At 66.9% G+C, this 14,543-nt stretch carries 14 protein-coding genes; 8 read left to right on the top strand and 6 right to left on the bottom strand.

Annotated elements, in window-relative coordinates:
- Positions 1-489: 489 nt before the first annotated feature.
- Complete coding sequence (locus ACYX7E_RS09770) at positions 490-2,373, top strand: ATP-binding cassette domain-containing protein (protein WP_462080390.1); 1,884 nt, start codon at positions 490-492, stop codon at positions 2,371-2,373.
- 62 nt (positions 2,374-2,435) lie between these two features.
- On the opposite strand, the gene ACYX7E_RS09765 is transcribed toward ACYX7E_RS09770, so the two are convergent.
- The 4 genes from ACYX7E_RS09765 to ACYX7E_RS09750 form a co-directional block, all read right to left on the bottom strand.
- On the bottom strand, positions 2,436-2,885 hold the full coding sequence (locus ACYX7E_RS09765; RefSeq protein ID WP_462080389.1) for a barstar family protein: 450 nt from the start codon (positions 2,883-2,885) through the stop codon (positions 2,436-2,438).
- A complete protein-coding gene (locus ACYX7E_RS09760; protein WP_462080388.1) occupies positions 2,878-3,426 on the bottom strand; it encodes a guanyl-specific ribonuclease in 549 nt (182 codons plus the stop codon). The genes ACYX7E_RS09765 and ACYX7E_RS09760 overlap by 8 nt, the downstream gene beginning before the upstream one ends.
- A gap of 214 nt (positions 3,427-3,640) precedes the next feature.
- Positions 3,641-4,372, bottom strand: a complete 732-nt coding sequence (locus tag ACYX7E_RS09755) for an MliC family protein (RefSeq protein WP_462080387.1) — start codon at positions 4,370-4,372, stop codon at positions 3,641-3,643.
- Between the two features lie 178 nt (positions 4,373-4,550).
- Entirely contained in the window at positions 4,551-6,368 is a 1,818-nt protein-coding gene (locus tag ACYX7E_RS09750; protein WP_462080386.1) for a M14 family zinc carboxypeptidase, read from the bottom strand.
- Between the two features lie 241 nt (positions 6,369-6,609).
- Here ACYX7E_RS09750 and ACYX7E_RS09745 point away from each other — a divergent pair, with 241 nt between their 5' ends.
- Both ACYX7E_RS09745 and ACYX7E_RS09740 read left to right on the top strand, forming a co-directional pair.
- Positions 6,610-8,235 (top strand): POT-type proton-dependent oligopeptide transporter, encoded by a 1,626-nt coding sequence (locus tag ACYX7E_RS09745; RefSeq protein WP_462080385.1) that lies wholly within the window; start codon positions 6,610-6,612, stop codon positions 8,233-8,235.
- 10 nt (positions 8,236-8,245) lie between these two features.
- Entirely contained in the window at positions 8,246-8,860 is a 615-nt protein-coding gene (locus ACYX7E_RS09740; protein WP_462080384.1) for a rhomboid family intramembrane serine protease, read from the top strand.
- Between the two features lie 5 nt (positions 8,861-8,865).
- On the opposite strand, the gene ACYX7E_RS09735 is transcribed toward ACYX7E_RS09740, so the two are convergent.
- Positions 8,866-9,054: a hypothetical protein gene (locus ACYX7E_RS09735; protein WP_462080383.1), complete on the bottom strand. Its 189-nt coding sequence runs from the start codon at positions 9,052-9,054 to the stop codon at positions 8,866-8,868.
- Between the two features lie 221 nt (positions 9,055-9,275).
- Between ACYX7E_RS09735 and ACYX7E_RS09730 the strand changes: the two genes are divergently transcribed.
- The 4 genes from ACYX7E_RS09730 (at position 9,276) to ACYX7E_RS09715 (ending at position 11,827) form a co-directional block, all read left to right on the top strand.
- On the top strand, positions 9,276-10,214 hold the full coding sequence (locus ACYX7E_RS09730) for a hypothetical protein (RefSeq protein WP_462080382.1): 939 nt from the start codon (positions 9,276-9,278) through the stop codon (positions 10,212-10,214).
- Positions 10,215-10,224: 10 nt separating this feature from the next.
- Positions 10,225-10,509, top strand: coding sequence for a GNAT family N-acetyltransferase (locus ACYX7E_RS09725; protein WP_462080381.1), 285 nt, complete (start codon positions 10,225-10,227; stop codon positions 10,507-10,509).
- Between the two features lie 133 nt (positions 10,510-10,642).
- Positions 10,643-11,356 carry a pseudouridine synthase gene (locus ACYX7E_RS09720; RefSeq protein WP_462080380.1) on the top strand — a complete coding sequence of 238 codons (714 nt, stop codon included), beginning with the start codon at positions 10,643-10,645 and terminating at the stop codon, positions 11,354-11,356.
- A 261-nt stretch (positions 11,357-11,617) separates the two neighbouring features.
- A complete protein-coding gene (locus ACYX7E_RS09715) occupies positions 11,618-11,827 on the top strand; it encodes a cold-shock protein (RefSeq protein WP_462080379.1) in 210 nt (69 codons plus the stop codon).
- Positions 11,828-12,077: 250 nt separating this feature from the next.
- On the opposite strand, the gene ACYX7E_RS09710 is transcribed toward ACYX7E_RS09715, so the two are convergent.
- The gene (locus tag ACYX7E_RS09710; RefSeq protein ID WP_462080378.1) at positions 12,078-13,394 is read right to left on the bottom strand and encodes a serine hydrolase domain-containing protein; all 1,317 of its coding nucleotides are present in this window, start codon (positions 13,392-13,394) and stop codon (positions 12,078-12,080) included.
- A 211-nt stretch (positions 13,395-13,605) separates the two neighbouring features.
- Between ACYX7E_RS09710 and ACYX7E_RS09705 the strand changes: the two genes are divergently transcribed.
- The gene (locus ACYX7E_RS09705; protein ID WP_462080377.1) at positions 13,606-14,424 is read left to right on the top strand and encodes a DUF3298 and DUF4163 domain-containing protein; all 819 of its coding nucleotides are present in this window, start codon (positions 13,606-13,608) and stop codon (positions 14,422-14,424) included.
- Positions 14,425-14,543 lie beyond the last annotated feature (119 nt).

The following is a 14,543-nucleotide window of genomic DNA, read 5'->3' as shown; positions in this document are numbered from 1 at the left end:
CCGATCTGTCGCGAGCGCAGCCAGGCGGCGCGCAGTGCGCACAGGTTGGTGGCGGCCAACACAGTGGACGTACCGGTACATGAGCAACCGGGCACCGCAGGCGCGCCAGATGGCAAGCGCAGCAGGATCGTGGACAGGTTGCTGGCGGAGCGCCGGGCGGCAAGGCCCGGGCAGCGCGAGCGCCGATGGGCAGGGCGCCCCCGCAGAAAACAGAAGACCGGCTATGCGCCGGCCTTCTTGTCCTTCTTTGCCGCCCGTTTTTCCTTGAGCGACTTCTCGGGCTTTTTCTTGGTTTCTTTCTTCTTGTCCAGACTCTTGGCCATGCTGCGCTCCATGTGGTCGGTGATCGCGGGGACAAGCGTACTGCCAACGCGGCCGGCCGGATAGGGGGCGGTCGATGGTCCGCGGTATCGCCTGCGAGCACGCCGTCCGGCTTGACAGGTGTCGATGATCCGGTGGCGCGGGCCCGCATTGCCTTAGACTACGCGGATGCCCCTGATGACCCTGAATGCCGTCGACTATGGCGTCGGCGGCCCCTTGCTGCTGCAAGGCGTCGAACTGTCCATTGAACGCAACGAGCGGATTGCCCTGATCGGCCGCAACGGCGCCGGAAAATCCACGCTGATGCGCCTGCTGTCGGCCGAGATCAAGCCCGACGACGGCGACATCCGCCGCGAGGATGGCGTGCGGGTCGCCCGCCTCGAGCAGGAAGTGCCCGCCGGCGCGTCCGGCAGCGTCTTCGACGTCGTGGCCGACGGCCTCGGCGAGGTCGGCGCCCTGCTGGCCGAATACCACCACCTGATCCATGCCGAGGACCTCGATACCGATGCCCTGGCGCGCGTGCAGACGCGGATCGAGGAAGTCGACGGCTGGCGTGTCGACCAGCGCGTGACCGAGACGCTGGAGCGCCTGGACCTGGACGGCGAGTCCGAATTCGCACGCCTGTCGGGCGGCATGAAGCGACGGGTGCTGCTGGCGCGCGCGCTGGTGTCGGCGCCGGACGTGCTGCTGCTGGACGAACCGACCAACCACCTCGATATCGCCGCGATCGACTGGCTGGAAGGCTTTTTGAAGAACTGGAGCGGGGCGCTGGTGTTCGTGACCCACGACCGGCGCTTCCTGCGTGCCCTGGCGACGCGGATCGTGGAGATCGAGCGCGGCCAGGTCACCAGCTGGCCGGGCGACTGGGCCAACTATCTCCGCCGGCGCGAGGAGCGCCTGAATGCCGAGGCCCAGGAGAATGCGCGCTTCGACAAGATGCTGGCGCAGGAGGAAGTCTGGATCCGCCAGGGCATCAAGGCCCGCCGGACCCGCGACGAAGGGCGCGTCAGGCGCCTGGAATCGATGCGCCGCGAGCGCGCGCAACGTCGCGAGCTGTCGGGCAACGTGCGTATGGAGACGTCGAGCGCCGGGGCGTCGGGCAAGAAGGTCATCGACGTCAAGTCGGTGTCGTTCGGGTTTGGCGGCAAGCAGCTGATCGAGGATTTCTCGACCACGATCGTGCGCGGCGACCGCATCGGCCTGATCGGCCCCAATGGTAGCGGCAAGACCACGCTGCTGAAGCTGCTGCTCGGCGACCTGCAGCCGCAGTCGGGCGAGATCCGCATCGGCACGCAGTTGCAGATCGCGTATTTCGACCAGTACCGCTCGACGCTGCGCGAGGACTGGAACGCCATCGAGAACGTCGCCGAAGGCCAGGAGTTCATCGAGATCAATGGCAAGCGCAAGCATGTCATCGGCTACCTGCAGGATTTCCTGTTCAGCCCGGAACGCGCACGCGCGCCGATCACCCGGCTGTCGGGCGGCGAGCGCAACCGCCTGTTGCTGGCCAAGCTGTTCGCGCAGCCGTCCAACCTGCTGGTGATGGACGAGCCGACCAACGATCTCGATGTCGAGACGCTGGAACTGCTGGAGGAACTGCTGGCCGACTACAGCGGCACGCTGTTGCTGGTCAGCCATGACCGCGACTTCCTCGACCAGGTGGTGACGTCGACACTGGTCATGGAAGGGGGCGGCCGCGTCGGCGAGTACATCGGCGGGTACGAGGACTGGCTGCGCCAGCGTGCCAGTCCCGGTGCGGCGCCATCCACCGCCAAGGCGGCGTCGCCCGCGGCCGTCGTGCAGCCGGCGGTGGCCGCGGTGCCGGCGCCGGCCAAGCGCAAGCTCGGATACAAGGAAGGTCGCGAGCTGGAGCAGTTGCCGGGGCAGATCGAATCGCTGGAAGCCGATATCGCCGGCCTGACGGCAGCCATGAACGAGCCCGGCTTCTTCCAGCGCGATGCGGCGGCGATCACCGCCGACAACGAGCGCATCGCGGCCCTGCAGAAGACCCTCGAAACCGCCTATGCGCGGTGGGCCGAACTGGACGCGTAACGCGACGGGGAACGCGATGCTGCCCGGTGCCAGGGCAGCATCGGCTCAGGACAGCCGTCGCCTCAGGACAACATCTCGGGCGCGGCATCGAACTCCTGCTCGGGCAGGGCCAGGAAGGCCCAGAACGGAATCCCGGCCTCGCGCCAGGCCATCGAGGAGTCCTCCAGGATCGACAGCAGGGTATCGAACTGCACCTCGTCGGCATCGCGCAGGTCAGAGGCGGCCTCCAGCAGCAGCACATGGCCGCCCGGCGCATTGAGCCAGTCGAGGTCGCGCAGCAGGTCCGACAGCGCATCCCAGTTGCGGCCGCTGCCGGGCGGGAAGGCCAGTGCCATCGCCATCCGCAGCATCAGCGTGGACTTGCCGGTGCAGTGCTGCAGGTCGATGCGCGCCGGTCGCAGTCCGGCATCGCGCGCGGCCATCTCCAGCATCGGCAGGTCGTCGGCGGTCACGAAATAGACGCCTGCGCGCGTCGGGTCGGACAGCCCTGGGTCGAAGCCGGATTCACTCATGGTCTTGCCATCCTTGCGGGAGCTGGAAGTCGCGGAAACTCCCGTAGTGGTCGTCGGTGTAGTAATAGATCGCCGGCGGTTGCCCGCCGGTGATGATCCGGCGCGCGCCACGATGGCCGAGCCCGGGCGTGTCGACGGTGTATTCGCGGTAGTAGCCGCGCGGTTGCCTGGGCAGGCGCCCCTCGCGGTTCTGGAACGTGCTGCCATCCTGACGGTAGGGATGGGCGTCGCCGTTCGCGATCCGTTGCAGCACGGCATGCGCCTGCACGGGCAGAAAACCCGGATAAGCGCTGGCGGGAGAAGTGCTGGCTGAAGAGGGGCTGCCTGGATCGCGGCTGCGACGCGATGGCGGCGGTGATGGCGCGAGTGCGCTCTGGTCTGGCGCCGATGCCTGGTTCGACGCCGGACCCGTCGCGCCAGCGACCTGCGTGCCTGCGCCGGTGTCGATCCGGGATGTCGTCGACGGGGGGATCTGCAGCCACAGCGCCGCACCGACCAGGGCGATGGCCGCGAACAGCAGCACGAACTTGTTGCGTTGCAAGGGGATGTCTCCGCAGGAGGTGGGGTGGGCGCGGGGCTGGCCGGATCGATGGACGCGGACACTTTCCGCGCAGGTCAGTGCGCTGGCTGGTGAGGCGCTTGCTCTTGATGGCGCTCGCTTGTGAGCGTGCTTGCTCGTCAGCGTGCTTGTTCCTCAGGACGCGCGCTCGTCAGGACACGCGCTCCTCAGCTTCTGCGCCGCGTGAGCGCAGCCGTCAGGGGTTCAGTGTCGCGCCGCAGCCCTTGTAGGCCTGGTCGCCGACCATCAGGACCGCGTGGGCGGGATAGCTCTGGTCACTCATGCCGTCGCCGCATTCGCCTTCGCTGATCTCCAACGTGACCGCGGTGCCATCGGCGGTCTTGCCGACGTAGCCTGCGTTGGTATCGCTGCGCTGGACCGATGCGAGATCGAGCTTGCGCTCGCCGTAGTCGAGTGCCGCACGCAGCGCGGGAGCGTCGCCGGCGTCGACTTCGACCCACCAGCCAGGCTCGGTACCGATGCCGCGGAAAGCCACGCCGCGGGCGCGTGCTTCGTCCCAGGGCGACACGTCGTCGGTGACGCTGCATTCGGGATGCTCGACACCGGCCAGCGTCAGCATCGCGTTGTCGCCCTTGTTCCAGAATTCGTTGCCGTGTTCGTCGGCATAGCGCGCGCCCGAGGCCGACGGCGCCTGCGGCAGGATCAGCTGCTGGCCGGACCACGACAGCGTGACGTTGCCGGCGGTGTTGTCGAAGATACTGCCGATCAGCATGTCGCCGCAGCGGAAACTGGTCGTCACCGATGCCGGTGGCGCGGTCCCGGCTGATCCGGCCGATGGGGGTGTCGCTGCGTCCGGGGTCGCCGGGGCCTGTTGGCCGGTGGGCTGGCAGGCGGACAGCAGCATGGCGGTGCCAAGCAGCACGGATGCGCGCAGCCACCCTTGGGCGCGGTCGTGTCGTGGGTTCATCGCAAACTCCGTGCGGACAATGCTGGGCAATGTCCGCGATCGTGCGACCGCAGGCAAGCCATCGCGCCTGCGCAGGTCGGCTGCGGGTCAGCTGGGCCGTGGCGCATGGGCGTGAATGTCGCGTCGCCCTGCCGGCGCGTAGGCATCGGTGTCGCGCCGCGTTGCCGGCGCGTGGACGTCATTGCGCCGGCGCGGTATCGAGCCGGTAGACCGGATACAGGTTGAAGCGCGTGTCCCAGGCGCTGTGTCGGCGATAGAAGTAATCCAGTCGTGCCTCCGCGCTGCCGGCGAACGCAGGGTCGTCGCGCAGGCGGCGTTCGAAGTCGATCTTCAGGTCTGGATCGGTCGCCAGCATCTCGCGGGCCACGGCTTCGGCGACGTAGGGCTCCATGTACTCCTTGCGCTCGAAGTGGTTGTTGAACCGCCCCCAGGCGGCGAGCGAATCCGGCGCCTGCGGTTCCAGCAGGGCCATGGCCAGGCGCCCGCGCGGTTGTGCGATCGGCACGTACAGGCTGCCCGCGGGAATGGCCTGCGGTTCCAGCGACCAGCGCCCGGACAGCGTCAGCATCTGGTGGCCTTCGAAGGAGCCGCTGGCGAAACTCGCCTGGTCGGCGCGGAATACCTCGGTGGCGGCGCCCTGCGCCCCGGCGGCAAGCACCTGGAACGCGATGCCGTGCAGCGCAAGCTTCTCGCCGACCCAGGCCGCATGCGCGGCGGGCACGACATAGCCGGCACGCGGTGCGCGGACGACGCGGTCGGCGACCACCTGGTCGTGCACCGGCATCTTCCAGATCTGCGGCGTGTGCTCGTCGTAGCGGGTCATCAACGCCCCGGAGACATCGGAGTACGTGCGCGTGTACGCATAGCCGCGGAAGTCGACGATGCGCGCGTCCGGCGTGGCCTTGTAGCTCAGTGCGACCTCTTGGCCGGCGAGGGTCGCGCCGGTACGGCGATCGGCCGCCTGCGTCGCCGACCGCCACGCGCGACCATGGCGCGCCACCTGTTCGAGCACCGAGACCACGGTGTTGCGGGTGATGCGCACGCGCACCGGGTAGGGCTTCCAGGAGTGCGTTTCGACCAGCATCACCAGCCGGTTACGCAGGGCGTAGTAGCCGTTGGAGAAACGCGGAGGCGCGACGCCGTCTTCGATGCCTGACGCCGGATTGTCGGATTCGATGAACGAAGGATAGAACGGCAGCGGCAGCGAGCCCTGGCGCGCCAGATCGGCGATGACGCCCTCGCGCAGGGCCAGGCCGACCTGTTGCAGGTCGCGGTCGCCGGAATGGATCGGTTCGACCTGGATCGAGATGTCGTGTTCGAACTGCGCGCCATTGGTCGCGTGCAGGTCGATGTAGGCCAGCGGGTCCCAACGGTCGAGCAGCCGCAGCATCGCCTGCATTTCGACGCTGTCGGCCTTCGCGTAGTCGCGATTGAGGTTCTGGTTCTGGGCATTGGTGCGCCAGCCCATTTCCTCGGGGCCGCGCTGGTTGGGCCGGTTCCAGGCCGAGAAGCGCTCGTGTCCATCGACGTTGAACAGCGGAACGAAGATCCAGACCAGCTTGTCCAGAACGCCGGCGGTGGCCTGGCCGTCGAGGACCTCGCGCAGCGCCAGGAACCCCGCGTCCTTGCCGTCCGATTCGCCCGCATGGATGCCGCCCTGTACCAGCACCACCGGCAGTCCGGCCGTCGCCGCCGCGTCGGGCGTGAAGGCGCCGCTGCGGGTCACGATCAGGGCCTTGATCGCCCGGCCTTCGGGAGACAGGCCGATGTCCTGGCAACGCACGGCGTCGGGATAGTCGCGCGCGAACGCGGCACACAGGCTGGCGACCTCGTCATAGCGACCGGTCTTCAGGAATCCACTGCGCTCGGAGAGCGTCTGCAGCGGCGCAGTGTCGGCCGCGCGGGTGGGGAGCGTGCTTGTCAGCGACAGTATGCCCAACACGGGCAGCGTCAACAGCAGGGCCAGCCTGGCCGATACAGCAGCGGATCTGCGCATGCTTGCGGACACCCTCGGAGATCACCGCCGATGATGCCACGCCGATGGTCGCGGCGCGGCTATCCTGCTGATTATTCGCAGGAAACATGGCTATCGTGGCCCCACGGGCGGCGTCGCCGGATGGCCCTCGATGCGGCGCGGCGCTGGCGGCGCGGGTCTATTTCCTCGGTCCGTCAAGGGGGACAGCCCGGGTGGCATCGGGTAGCCTTCGGGCAGTCCTTCGTTCCCAAGAGTTCCTCGCATGACGACAAGCACGGCCTCATCCGCGGGCAGGATGCCCCGCCAGATTTCCTACATCATCGGCAACGAGGCCTGCGAGCGGTTCAGCTTCTACGGGATGCGCAACATCCTGATCCCGTTCCTGATCAGCTCGGTGTTGCTGGGCTACCTGCCCGCCGGTCCCGACCGCGACGCCGCCGCCAAGGACATCTTCCACACCTTCGTCATCGGCGTGTATTTCTTCCCGCTGCTCGGCGGTTGGCTGTCGGACCGCTATTTCGGCAAGTACAACACCGTGCTCTGGTTCTCGCTGATCTACTGTGCCGGCCATGCCTGCCTGGCGCTATTCGAGAATAGCGCGAACGGCTTCTACACCGGCCTGTTCCTGATCGCGCTGGGCTCGGGCGGCATCAAGCCGCTGGTGGTGTCGTTCTGCGGCGACCAGTTCGACCAGACCAACAAGGACAAGGCCAAGATCGTCTTCGATGCGTTCTACTGGATCATCAACTTCGGTTCGTTCTTCGCCTCGTTGCTGGCGCCGCTGCTGCTGCGCAACTACGGCCCGGCGGTCGCGTTCGGCGTGCCGGGTATCCTGATGTTCATCGCGACCTTCGTGTTCTGGCTGGGACGCAAGCAGTACGTCAACGTGCCGCCGACCCCAAGCGATCCCGATGCCTTCCTCAACGTGGTCAGGACCGCGCTGCGCACGCGCGTGCCCGGACGTTCCAATGCCGGCAGCACGATCGCCTGGATGGGCATCGCCATCGCTGTGGCATTGCTGCTGCTATGGGCGTTGTCGGCGGCAGGCGTCGAGCTGCCGTGGTGGCCGGACGATTTCAGCTTCGTCATTTCCGCATGCCTCGCGCTGGGCGTGCTGATCGCATTCGGCGGCTGGGGCGCCTCGCTGCAGCTCGAACGCGCGCGTGGCCAGCATCCGGATACCGCCGTCGATGGCGTCCGCGCGGTGCTGCGCATCCTGATCGTGTTCGCGCTGGTCACGCCGTTCTGGTCGCTGTTCGACCAGAAGGCCTCGACCTGGGTGATCCAGGGCAACAGCATGCTGATCCCGCACGATCAGTGGTGGTGGCCGAGTTGGCTGGTCAAGGAGCCGGCGCAGATGCAGGCGCTCAATCCGCTGCTGATCATGCTGCTGATCCCGTTCAACAACCTGGTGCTGTACCCGTTGCTGCGGCGGCTGGGATTCAATCCCACGCCGTTGCGTCGCATGGGCTGGGGCATCGCGTTCTCGGGCGTGGCCTGGATCGTTGCCGGCGTGATCCAGTTGTGGATCGACAGCGGCGACCAGGTGTCGCTGGCCTGGCAGGCCTGGCCTTACCTGCTGCTGACGTTCGGCGAAGTGCTGGTGTCGGCCACGGCGCTGGAGTTCGCCTACAGCCAGGCGCCGCGCGCAATGAAGGGCGTCATCATGGCGTTCTGGTACCTGACCAGCACCTTCGGCAGCCTGTGGGTGCTGCTGACCAATGCCGGCGTACGCGACGAAGGCGTCACCGCGCGCATCGCCAGCACCGGCCTCAGCGAGAACGCCTTCCTGATGTTCTTCTTCGCAGCATTCGCCTTCGTCGCGGCATTGGCCTTCGGGCTGTACGCCCGACGGTATCCGATGCAGGACAACTACCGCATCGCCTGAGGGGCAGCGCATGGAATCGATCGTCACCTACGCCCTGATCGGCGTGACCGTGCTGGTGTCCTGGCAGGCTTTCGGCAACGCCAGATTGATGGAGCGGCTGATCCTGTGGCCGCCGGCCATCCAGCGCAACCGGCAGTACGACCGCCTGTTGGGGCATGGCTTCATCCATGCCGACGGCATGCACCTGCTGTTCAACATGGTCACGCTGTTCTTCTTCGGGCGCTCGCTGGAGCCGTTCTTTGCCGGCTACATCGGATCGCTTGGCTACCTGGCGTTCTACCTGTCGGCGATCGTCATCGCGATCCTGCCGACCTACCTGCGGCACCAGCGTGATGCCCGCTACCGCAGCCTCGGCGCGTCGGGTGCGGTATCGGCGGTGCTGTTCGCCTTCATCCTGCTGTCGCCGTGGACGAAGATCTACCTGTTCCTGATCCCGATCGGCATCCCTGCGTTCATCGTCGGCGGACTGTACCTGGGCTACAGCGTCTGGATGGACCGCCGGGGTGGCGACAACGTCAACCACAGCGCCCATCTGTGGGGAGCGGTCTACGGCATGCTGTTCACGGTGATGATGGAGCCGCAGGTCGCCTCGACGTTCGTGTCGCGCCTGCTGTCGCCGCAATAAAGGACTCAGTCGACGGCCAGCACGCGTCCGGCGTCGGCCTGATCGGCGTCGGTGACGCGATAGGTCTGCTGCAGGCGGCCGTAGATCAGCGAGTCGAGCTGATCGAACTCCAGGGTCTCGGTATCGCCGTTGCGGACAAGGTCGAACAGGCGGCTGACGGCCTGGTGTTCGACGTCGCTTTCGGTCATGGACATGGATGTTCTCCGCTGTGGTCTTGCAAGGAATCAAAGCACTAATCGTGCCAAACGGAAATGTGATGGGCGTCCTCTGAAAAGTGACGCAGTGGGTCAGGTGTGACGACCCTATACGCCTGCCAATGACCTGTCCGGTGGCCACCTTTACGTGACCTGCAATCACCTTGCGTGGACCCGGCGGGTGATAGGTATGGACGCACTGCAAACAACGGAGGAACGGCATGCTTTTCACCCGCGCCAAAGCGGAAGCACTGCTCAACCGCACCGAAATGGGGCTGTACGACGACAGCCGGATCAACAACCTGCGCCGACTGGCGGCAAGCGAGATCGGCCAGCGCATCGAACGTGGCAGGCGCGCTCGTGACCGGGCCCGCGACCTGGTCCGGCGGCAGAAGCTCAGTTCGCGCGAACGGACCGGCGCCAAGCGTGGCGCGAGCGGGCTCGCCAACGAGCGCAGCAAGCAGAAGGCCGAACTGATGGCCGACATCCTCAAGCGTTTCGAAGCCGCGCTGGCGCCGGCCAAGAAGCGCGAGCGTGAGCTGAGCGGCCGTTCCGCGGTCGTGGCCCGCAAGCAGGCGGCATCGCGTACCGCCGCCAAGACCGGCACCACCAGGGCCGTCACTACCAAGGCAGCCAAGGCCAAGACAGCCAAGACGACGGCCAAGCGCGTTGCCGCGAGGCGTGACGGCAAGCTGGCGACCGCGCGCAACGCGACGGCGGACGTCAAGGCCAAGCCCAAGAAGGCCGCTGCGGCCACATCGGCACCCGCGACCAGCAACGCTGCTTCTGTCGCCCCTGCGAAGGCGGCCGCACCCACGAAGCGGGCAGCGGCGAAGGCCTCTGACTCTGCGTCGAAAGCACCCAGGACGGTGGCGGCGACAGACAAGCCGCGCCGCGCGCTGACACCCAAGCGCGCGCTGGCCAAGACACGCAAGCTGCTGGAGGCCAAGCAGGCCAGCGACCGCGAGGCCAAGCCCTGGCAGACGCTGGATCCGGATCGCCTGCACGTGCCCGAGCCCGGCTACCAGTCCTCGGCAGCCGCCCGCAACGCGGTCGCCTTGCATGCGGCCGAGAGCCGGATGGCGCCGATCCATGGCAGCATCAGCACCCGTGATCGCCGCAACCAGGGCAAGCGCGACCATCGTGGCGACAACGACTGAGGAAGCGAGCATGCCGACAGGCGCAGGGGAAGTGGCCCACGATCCAGCCGCAGGGCGGTTCGGGCTGGACGTGGACGGCCACCGGGCCGAACTGGTGTACCGGCTGGACGGGACGACGATGGTCATCACCCATACCGGCGTGCCGGAGGCCATCGGTGGCCGCGGCATCGCCGCTCGGCTGGTCGAGGCGGCGTTCGCACATGCGCGCGCCGCCGGCTGGAAGGTCGCGCCTGCATGCTCCTACGCCCGGATCTGGGCCGATCGGCACGCCGAGGTGGCCGATCTGCTGGCCTGAGCGGCACTGACCGGGAAACCGACCGGACACCGGTGGGGAGGCTGCCGGGAACGTCCCGCAGCATGCCTGGCGGGCGTCGCGGGCCACAATCTGCCAGACTGCGCCCCCCTCGGCACGACTGTTCCCCCTCCCAATGCGCCTGAACAAGCACATCAGCGACACCGGTTTCTGCTCGCGCCGCGAGGCCGACCGGCTGGTCGGCGAGGGACGCGTGACCGTCAACGGTATACGCGCCCGGATCGGCGCGGAGGTGGGCGAGGGCGACGTGGTCAAGGTCGACGGCCATGCGCTGAAGGCGCGGACCGCGACCAAGGGCCGCCGCAAGCATGTCTATATCGCGCTGAACAAGCCGGTCGGCATCACCTGCACCACCGAGTCGACGGTGCCGGGCAACATCGTCGAGTTCGTCGGCCACGAGCAACGCATCTTTCCGGTCGGGCGGCTGGACAAGGATTCCGAGGGGCTGATCCTGCTGACCAGCAACGGCGACATCGTCAATGCGATCCTGCGCGCCGAGAACAAGCTGGAAAAGGAATACATGGTCGCGGTCAACCACCCGGTGGCCGACGAGGTGCTGCGTGGCATGGCGCGCGGTGTGCCGATCCACGGCCAGCTGACGCTGCCCAGCAAGACCCGCAAGATCGGCCGCTACGGTTTCCGGATCGTGCTGGTGCAGGGGCTGAACAGGCAGATCCGGCTGATGGCCGCGCACTTCGGCCTGCGGGTCAAACAACTGATCCGGGTGCGCATCGGAACCGTCAAGCTGGGGCACCTGAAGCCGGGCAAATGGCGCAACCTGACCGACGCCGAGCTGGGCAGTCTGATCCCCGGCGATATCGAATGGTAATGGCCATTACTGACGTGTTCGCGCTATTCACACTTGCGGCCAAAAGTGAGGTATGGTGCGCTGACTGTTCAAAGCCGGGATCACGGTACATCGTGGCTCCGATGCGGTAGATCTCCAGGATTCAAAGCCCGGGAATGCAGATTCCCATGGCCGCTCCAGACGATCCGCTCCATCGCTCGCGTTACCCCTTGCTCGACACAGTCCAGGCTCCGCAAAAGCGGAACTGGTATCCATCCACTGTATGTTTCAAGGAGTAGCAACATGTCCGAGCGTCAGACCGGCGTCGTCAAGTGGTTCAACGATGCCAAGGGCTTCGGCTTCATCACCCCGGAAAGCGGCCAGGACCTTTTCGTCCACTTCCGTTCGATCCAGGGCACCGGCTTCAAGTCGCTGCAGGAAGGCCAGAAGGTCTCCTTCAAGGTTGTGCAGGGCCAGAAGGGCCTGCAGGCCGATGAAGTGCAGGCTGTCTAAGCCGTACCTCACGTAGTACGAAAACCCCGGACGGTGACGTCCGGGGTTTTTTTATGTCTGTTGTCGGGGCCAAGTGCGATGCTGCGGAGAAGACGCAAGCCTGCGCCTCGCGCTTCGCTGCTCGCGGCTGCGCGCTCGATGCTGCCGGCAGGCATCCTGCCAGCTCGATCCTGCCCATTCGCTGACGCCCGGATATCAAGCGCCTTCCTTCGGCCCGTTGCCGATCGGACGATTCACACGCTGGATGGCGTCAATCAATCAGCTGCGAGGCGGCCTTGATGAATTCCTGTTTGCCGACCAGGCGCGTCCCCGGCGCGGGCGACACTTTACCCACATGCATCGTGCCCACGTTCTCGGTCACCGCCAGCACGACATCCTGGCCTTCGATCCAGAACAGCCACGCGCCGAATCCGAGCACGCCACCGGTGTGGCCGATGACGGGCGGCGCCGCATCGTCGGCAAACTCGGTGCGGAACAGGCTGTGCCCGATCTGCGAACCTTCCGACGCCGGTTGCCATGCCTGCATGAAGGCCAGGCTCTCGGGTTTCAGCAGGCGTCCATCGCGCAGCGCCGCAGCGAAGCGCGCGATGTCGCTCGGCGTGGCGACCATGCCGCCCGCCGTCCATTCCACCGACAGGTTCGAGCTGCTGGCATCCACAAGGCCGGGTCGGACTTCCGGGAATGCGGCATTGACGCCGGCGTCGCGACGGAATGCCTCGGTGGCCCAGTGGTACCGGTGCGGCAGGTGCGCCTGTGGCACCGGTTCGAAACCTTCGAGATGGATGTCCTTGAGTCCCAGTGGCGCCAGGATGCGTTCGTGGATTTCCGCCACCGCCGAACGCCCGGTGACGGCTTCGATGACCATGCCCAGCAGGGTGAAGTTGGTATTGGAGTAGCTGTAGCGTTCGCCGGGCGGCGCCAGTGCGGCATGGTCGCGGATGTAGGCCAGGGGATCCTGCTTGCCCCAGATTCGCGCCGGGTCGAGCTGGTCGCCACGTCCGGCCCGGATCCACACCGGGTCGTCTTCCCAGCTCGGCACGCCGCTGGTGTGTGCGAGCAACTGCGCCAGGGTCGCGGTGTCGGCATTGGCGATGCCCTGCACGGCGGCCGGACCCAGGATGTCGGCCGCGGTGTCGTCGACACGCAGCCGCTGCTCTTCGGCCAACTGCAGTACCACCACTGCGACGAACACCTTGGTGATGCTGCCGATCCCGAACAGCATGTCGGTGGTGACCGGCGTGCCGGTCGCGAGATCGGCAGTACCGGCCGTCCCGGTCCAGACCACGCGTCCGTCCGAGACCACGGCGGCCGACATGCCGGGAGAGCCGCTGGCGACGCGTGCTTCAAGCAGTCGCTGGAGTTGAGCACTGGCGACCGGGTTGATCGACGCTGGCGCGGTGTCGGCGGCTTCGGCGGCTCCGGCGACGACGCCCGGCAGCGGCAGCACCGCCAGACAGGCCGACAGCAGTGTGGTCAGCAGCACCCGGGAATGGGATCCCGGGAAGCGGGCGCCTGCCTGCGGGATGGCATGGGACGGGCGCGCCTGGGGATATGTGGGACCGGACATCTGCTCCGCCTTGGTGGGTGATGTGAATGTCGCAGGGATGACGCGTGGAAGCGCGCATCGCGTCCCGCCATTATCTGTGCGCATGCGGGGTAGGCAGGCACCAGTTTTTTTCGAATCACGCGCGCAATTCGCGATGCAGTGGTATCGGCGTGCCACTGCTCAGGCTATGCTAACGAAATCATAACCACCGTCCGTCCGGGACCCGATCGCCATGAAACGCCTGCTGTTGTGCCTGCTTCCGCTCTGCCTGATGGCCTGCCAGCGCGAGGCGCCGGCGCCGCAATCCGATCCCGCGGCAGTCGCCGCGCAGGATCCTGGCGCGACGGCGGCACCGGTCGTTGCCCCGGAATTGAAGGACGTCTTCGAAAGCGATCCGCGCTTCATCGTCGGCATCACCTACTCACCGGAAGCCAACAAGTACCCGGGCCTGGCCCTCGAACTGCACCAGTACGTCGAGCAGGTGCGGGCCGACCTGATGACGGCGCTGGAAGGCGCACCCGATGGCAAGGTGACGTCCCCGTACGACCTCAGCCTGGTGTTCACGACGCTGGTCGACAACCCGCAGATCATCGCCATCGGCGCCGAAGGCAGCAGCTACACCGGCGGTGCGCATGGCGCGCCCCTGCTGGAACGTTTCGTCTGGCTGCCCACGACCCAGCAGCGCTTGCGCGCCAAGGACCTGATTCCCGAGGCCAAGGGCTGGCGCGACGTCTCGGCCTATGTGCGCGAGCAGTTGCATGCGGCGTTGTCGCAGCGGATCGATGCCGATGAGCTCGAGCCCGCCGAGCGCGCCGAAGTGATGCGGTCGGCGGGACGGATGATCGATGCCGGCTCCGATGCGGAAGCCGAGAATTTCGAGCAGTTCGAGCCGGTGCCGGGCACCGACGGCAAGCTGGTCGCGCTGCGCTTCGTGTTCCCGCCGTACCAGGTGGGGCCGTACTCGGACGGAGTGCAGAGCGTCGAGGTGCCGGCCAGCGTGCTTCTGCCTCATGTCGCACCGGCTTACAAGAGCCTGTTCGTCGGCGGTTGAGGTCGACAGGGCAGGGCCTGGTCTGCCAGGCGGCAGGGGCCGTCGACTGGGCAGGGCTGGACGCCTTCCCGTGCAAGCTGGATGACGACGAGGCCGGAGGCCGCGTAAAGTAGCCCGGT

It is taken from the genome of Luteimonas sp. RIT-PG2_3 (genome assembly GCF_054902115.1).
This window is presented reverse-complemented; position numbering and strand designations above follow the sequence as displayed.

What these genes read in the sequence shown, in the direction of transcription:
- ACYX7E_RS09720 (WP_462080380.1), top strand. Translation starts at nt 10,643, where the DNA reads ATGCGCCTGAACAAGCACATCAGCGACACCGGTTTCTGCTCGCGCCGC.
- ACYX7E_RS09730 (WP_462080382.1), top strand. Translation starts at nt 9,276, where the DNA reads ATGCTTTTCACCCGCGCCAAAGCGGAAGCACTGCTCAACCGCACCGAA.
- ACYX7E_RS09725 (WP_462080381.1), top strand. Translation starts at nt 10,225, where the DNA reads ATGCCGACAGGCGCAGGGGAAGTGGCCCACGATCCAGCCGCAGGGCGG.
- ACYX7E_RS09770 (WP_462080390.1), top strand. Translation starts at nt 490, where the DNA reads ATGCCCCTGATGACCCTGAATGCCGTCGACTATGGCGTCGGCGGCCCC.
- ACYX7E_RS09755 (WP_462080387.1), bottom strand. Translation starts at nt 4,372, where the DNA reads ATGAACCCACGACACGACCGCGCCCAAGGGTGGCTGCGCGCATCCGTG.
- ACYX7E_RS09765 (WP_462080389.1), bottom strand. Translation starts at nt 2,885, where the DNA reads ATGAGTGAATCCGGCTTCGACCCAGGGCTGTCCGACCCGACGCGCGCA.
- ACYX7E_RS09750 (WP_462080386.1), bottom strand. Translation starts at nt 6,368, where the DNA reads ATGCGCAGATCCGCTGCTGTATCGGCCAGGCTGGCCCTGCTGTTGACG.
- ACYX7E_RS09740 (WP_462080384.1), top strand. Translation starts at nt 8,246, where the DNA reads ATGGAATCGATCGTCACCTACGCCCTGATCGGCGTGACCGTGCTGGTG.
- ACYX7E_RS09705 (WP_462080377.1), top strand. Translation starts at nt 13,606, where the DNA reads ATGAAACGCCTGCTGTTGTGCCTGCTTCCGCTCTGCCTGATGGCCTGC.
- ACYX7E_RS09745 (WP_462080385.1), top strand. Translation starts at nt 6,610, where the DNA reads ATGACGACAAGCACGGCCTCATCCGCGGGCAGGATGCCCCGCCAGATT.
- ACYX7E_RS09715 (WP_462080379.1), top strand. Translation starts at nt 11,618, where the DNA reads ATGTCCGAGCGTCAGACCGGCGTCGTCAAGTGGTTCAACGATGCCAAG.
- ACYX7E_RS09710 (WP_462080378.1), bottom strand. Translation starts at nt 13,394, where the DNA reads ATGTCCGGTCCCACATATCCCCAGGCGCGCCCGTCCCATGCCATCCCG.
- ACYX7E_RS09735 (WP_462080383.1), bottom strand. Translation starts at nt 9,054, where the DNA reads ATGTCCATGACCGAAAGCGACGTCGAACACCAGGCCGTCAGCCGCCTG.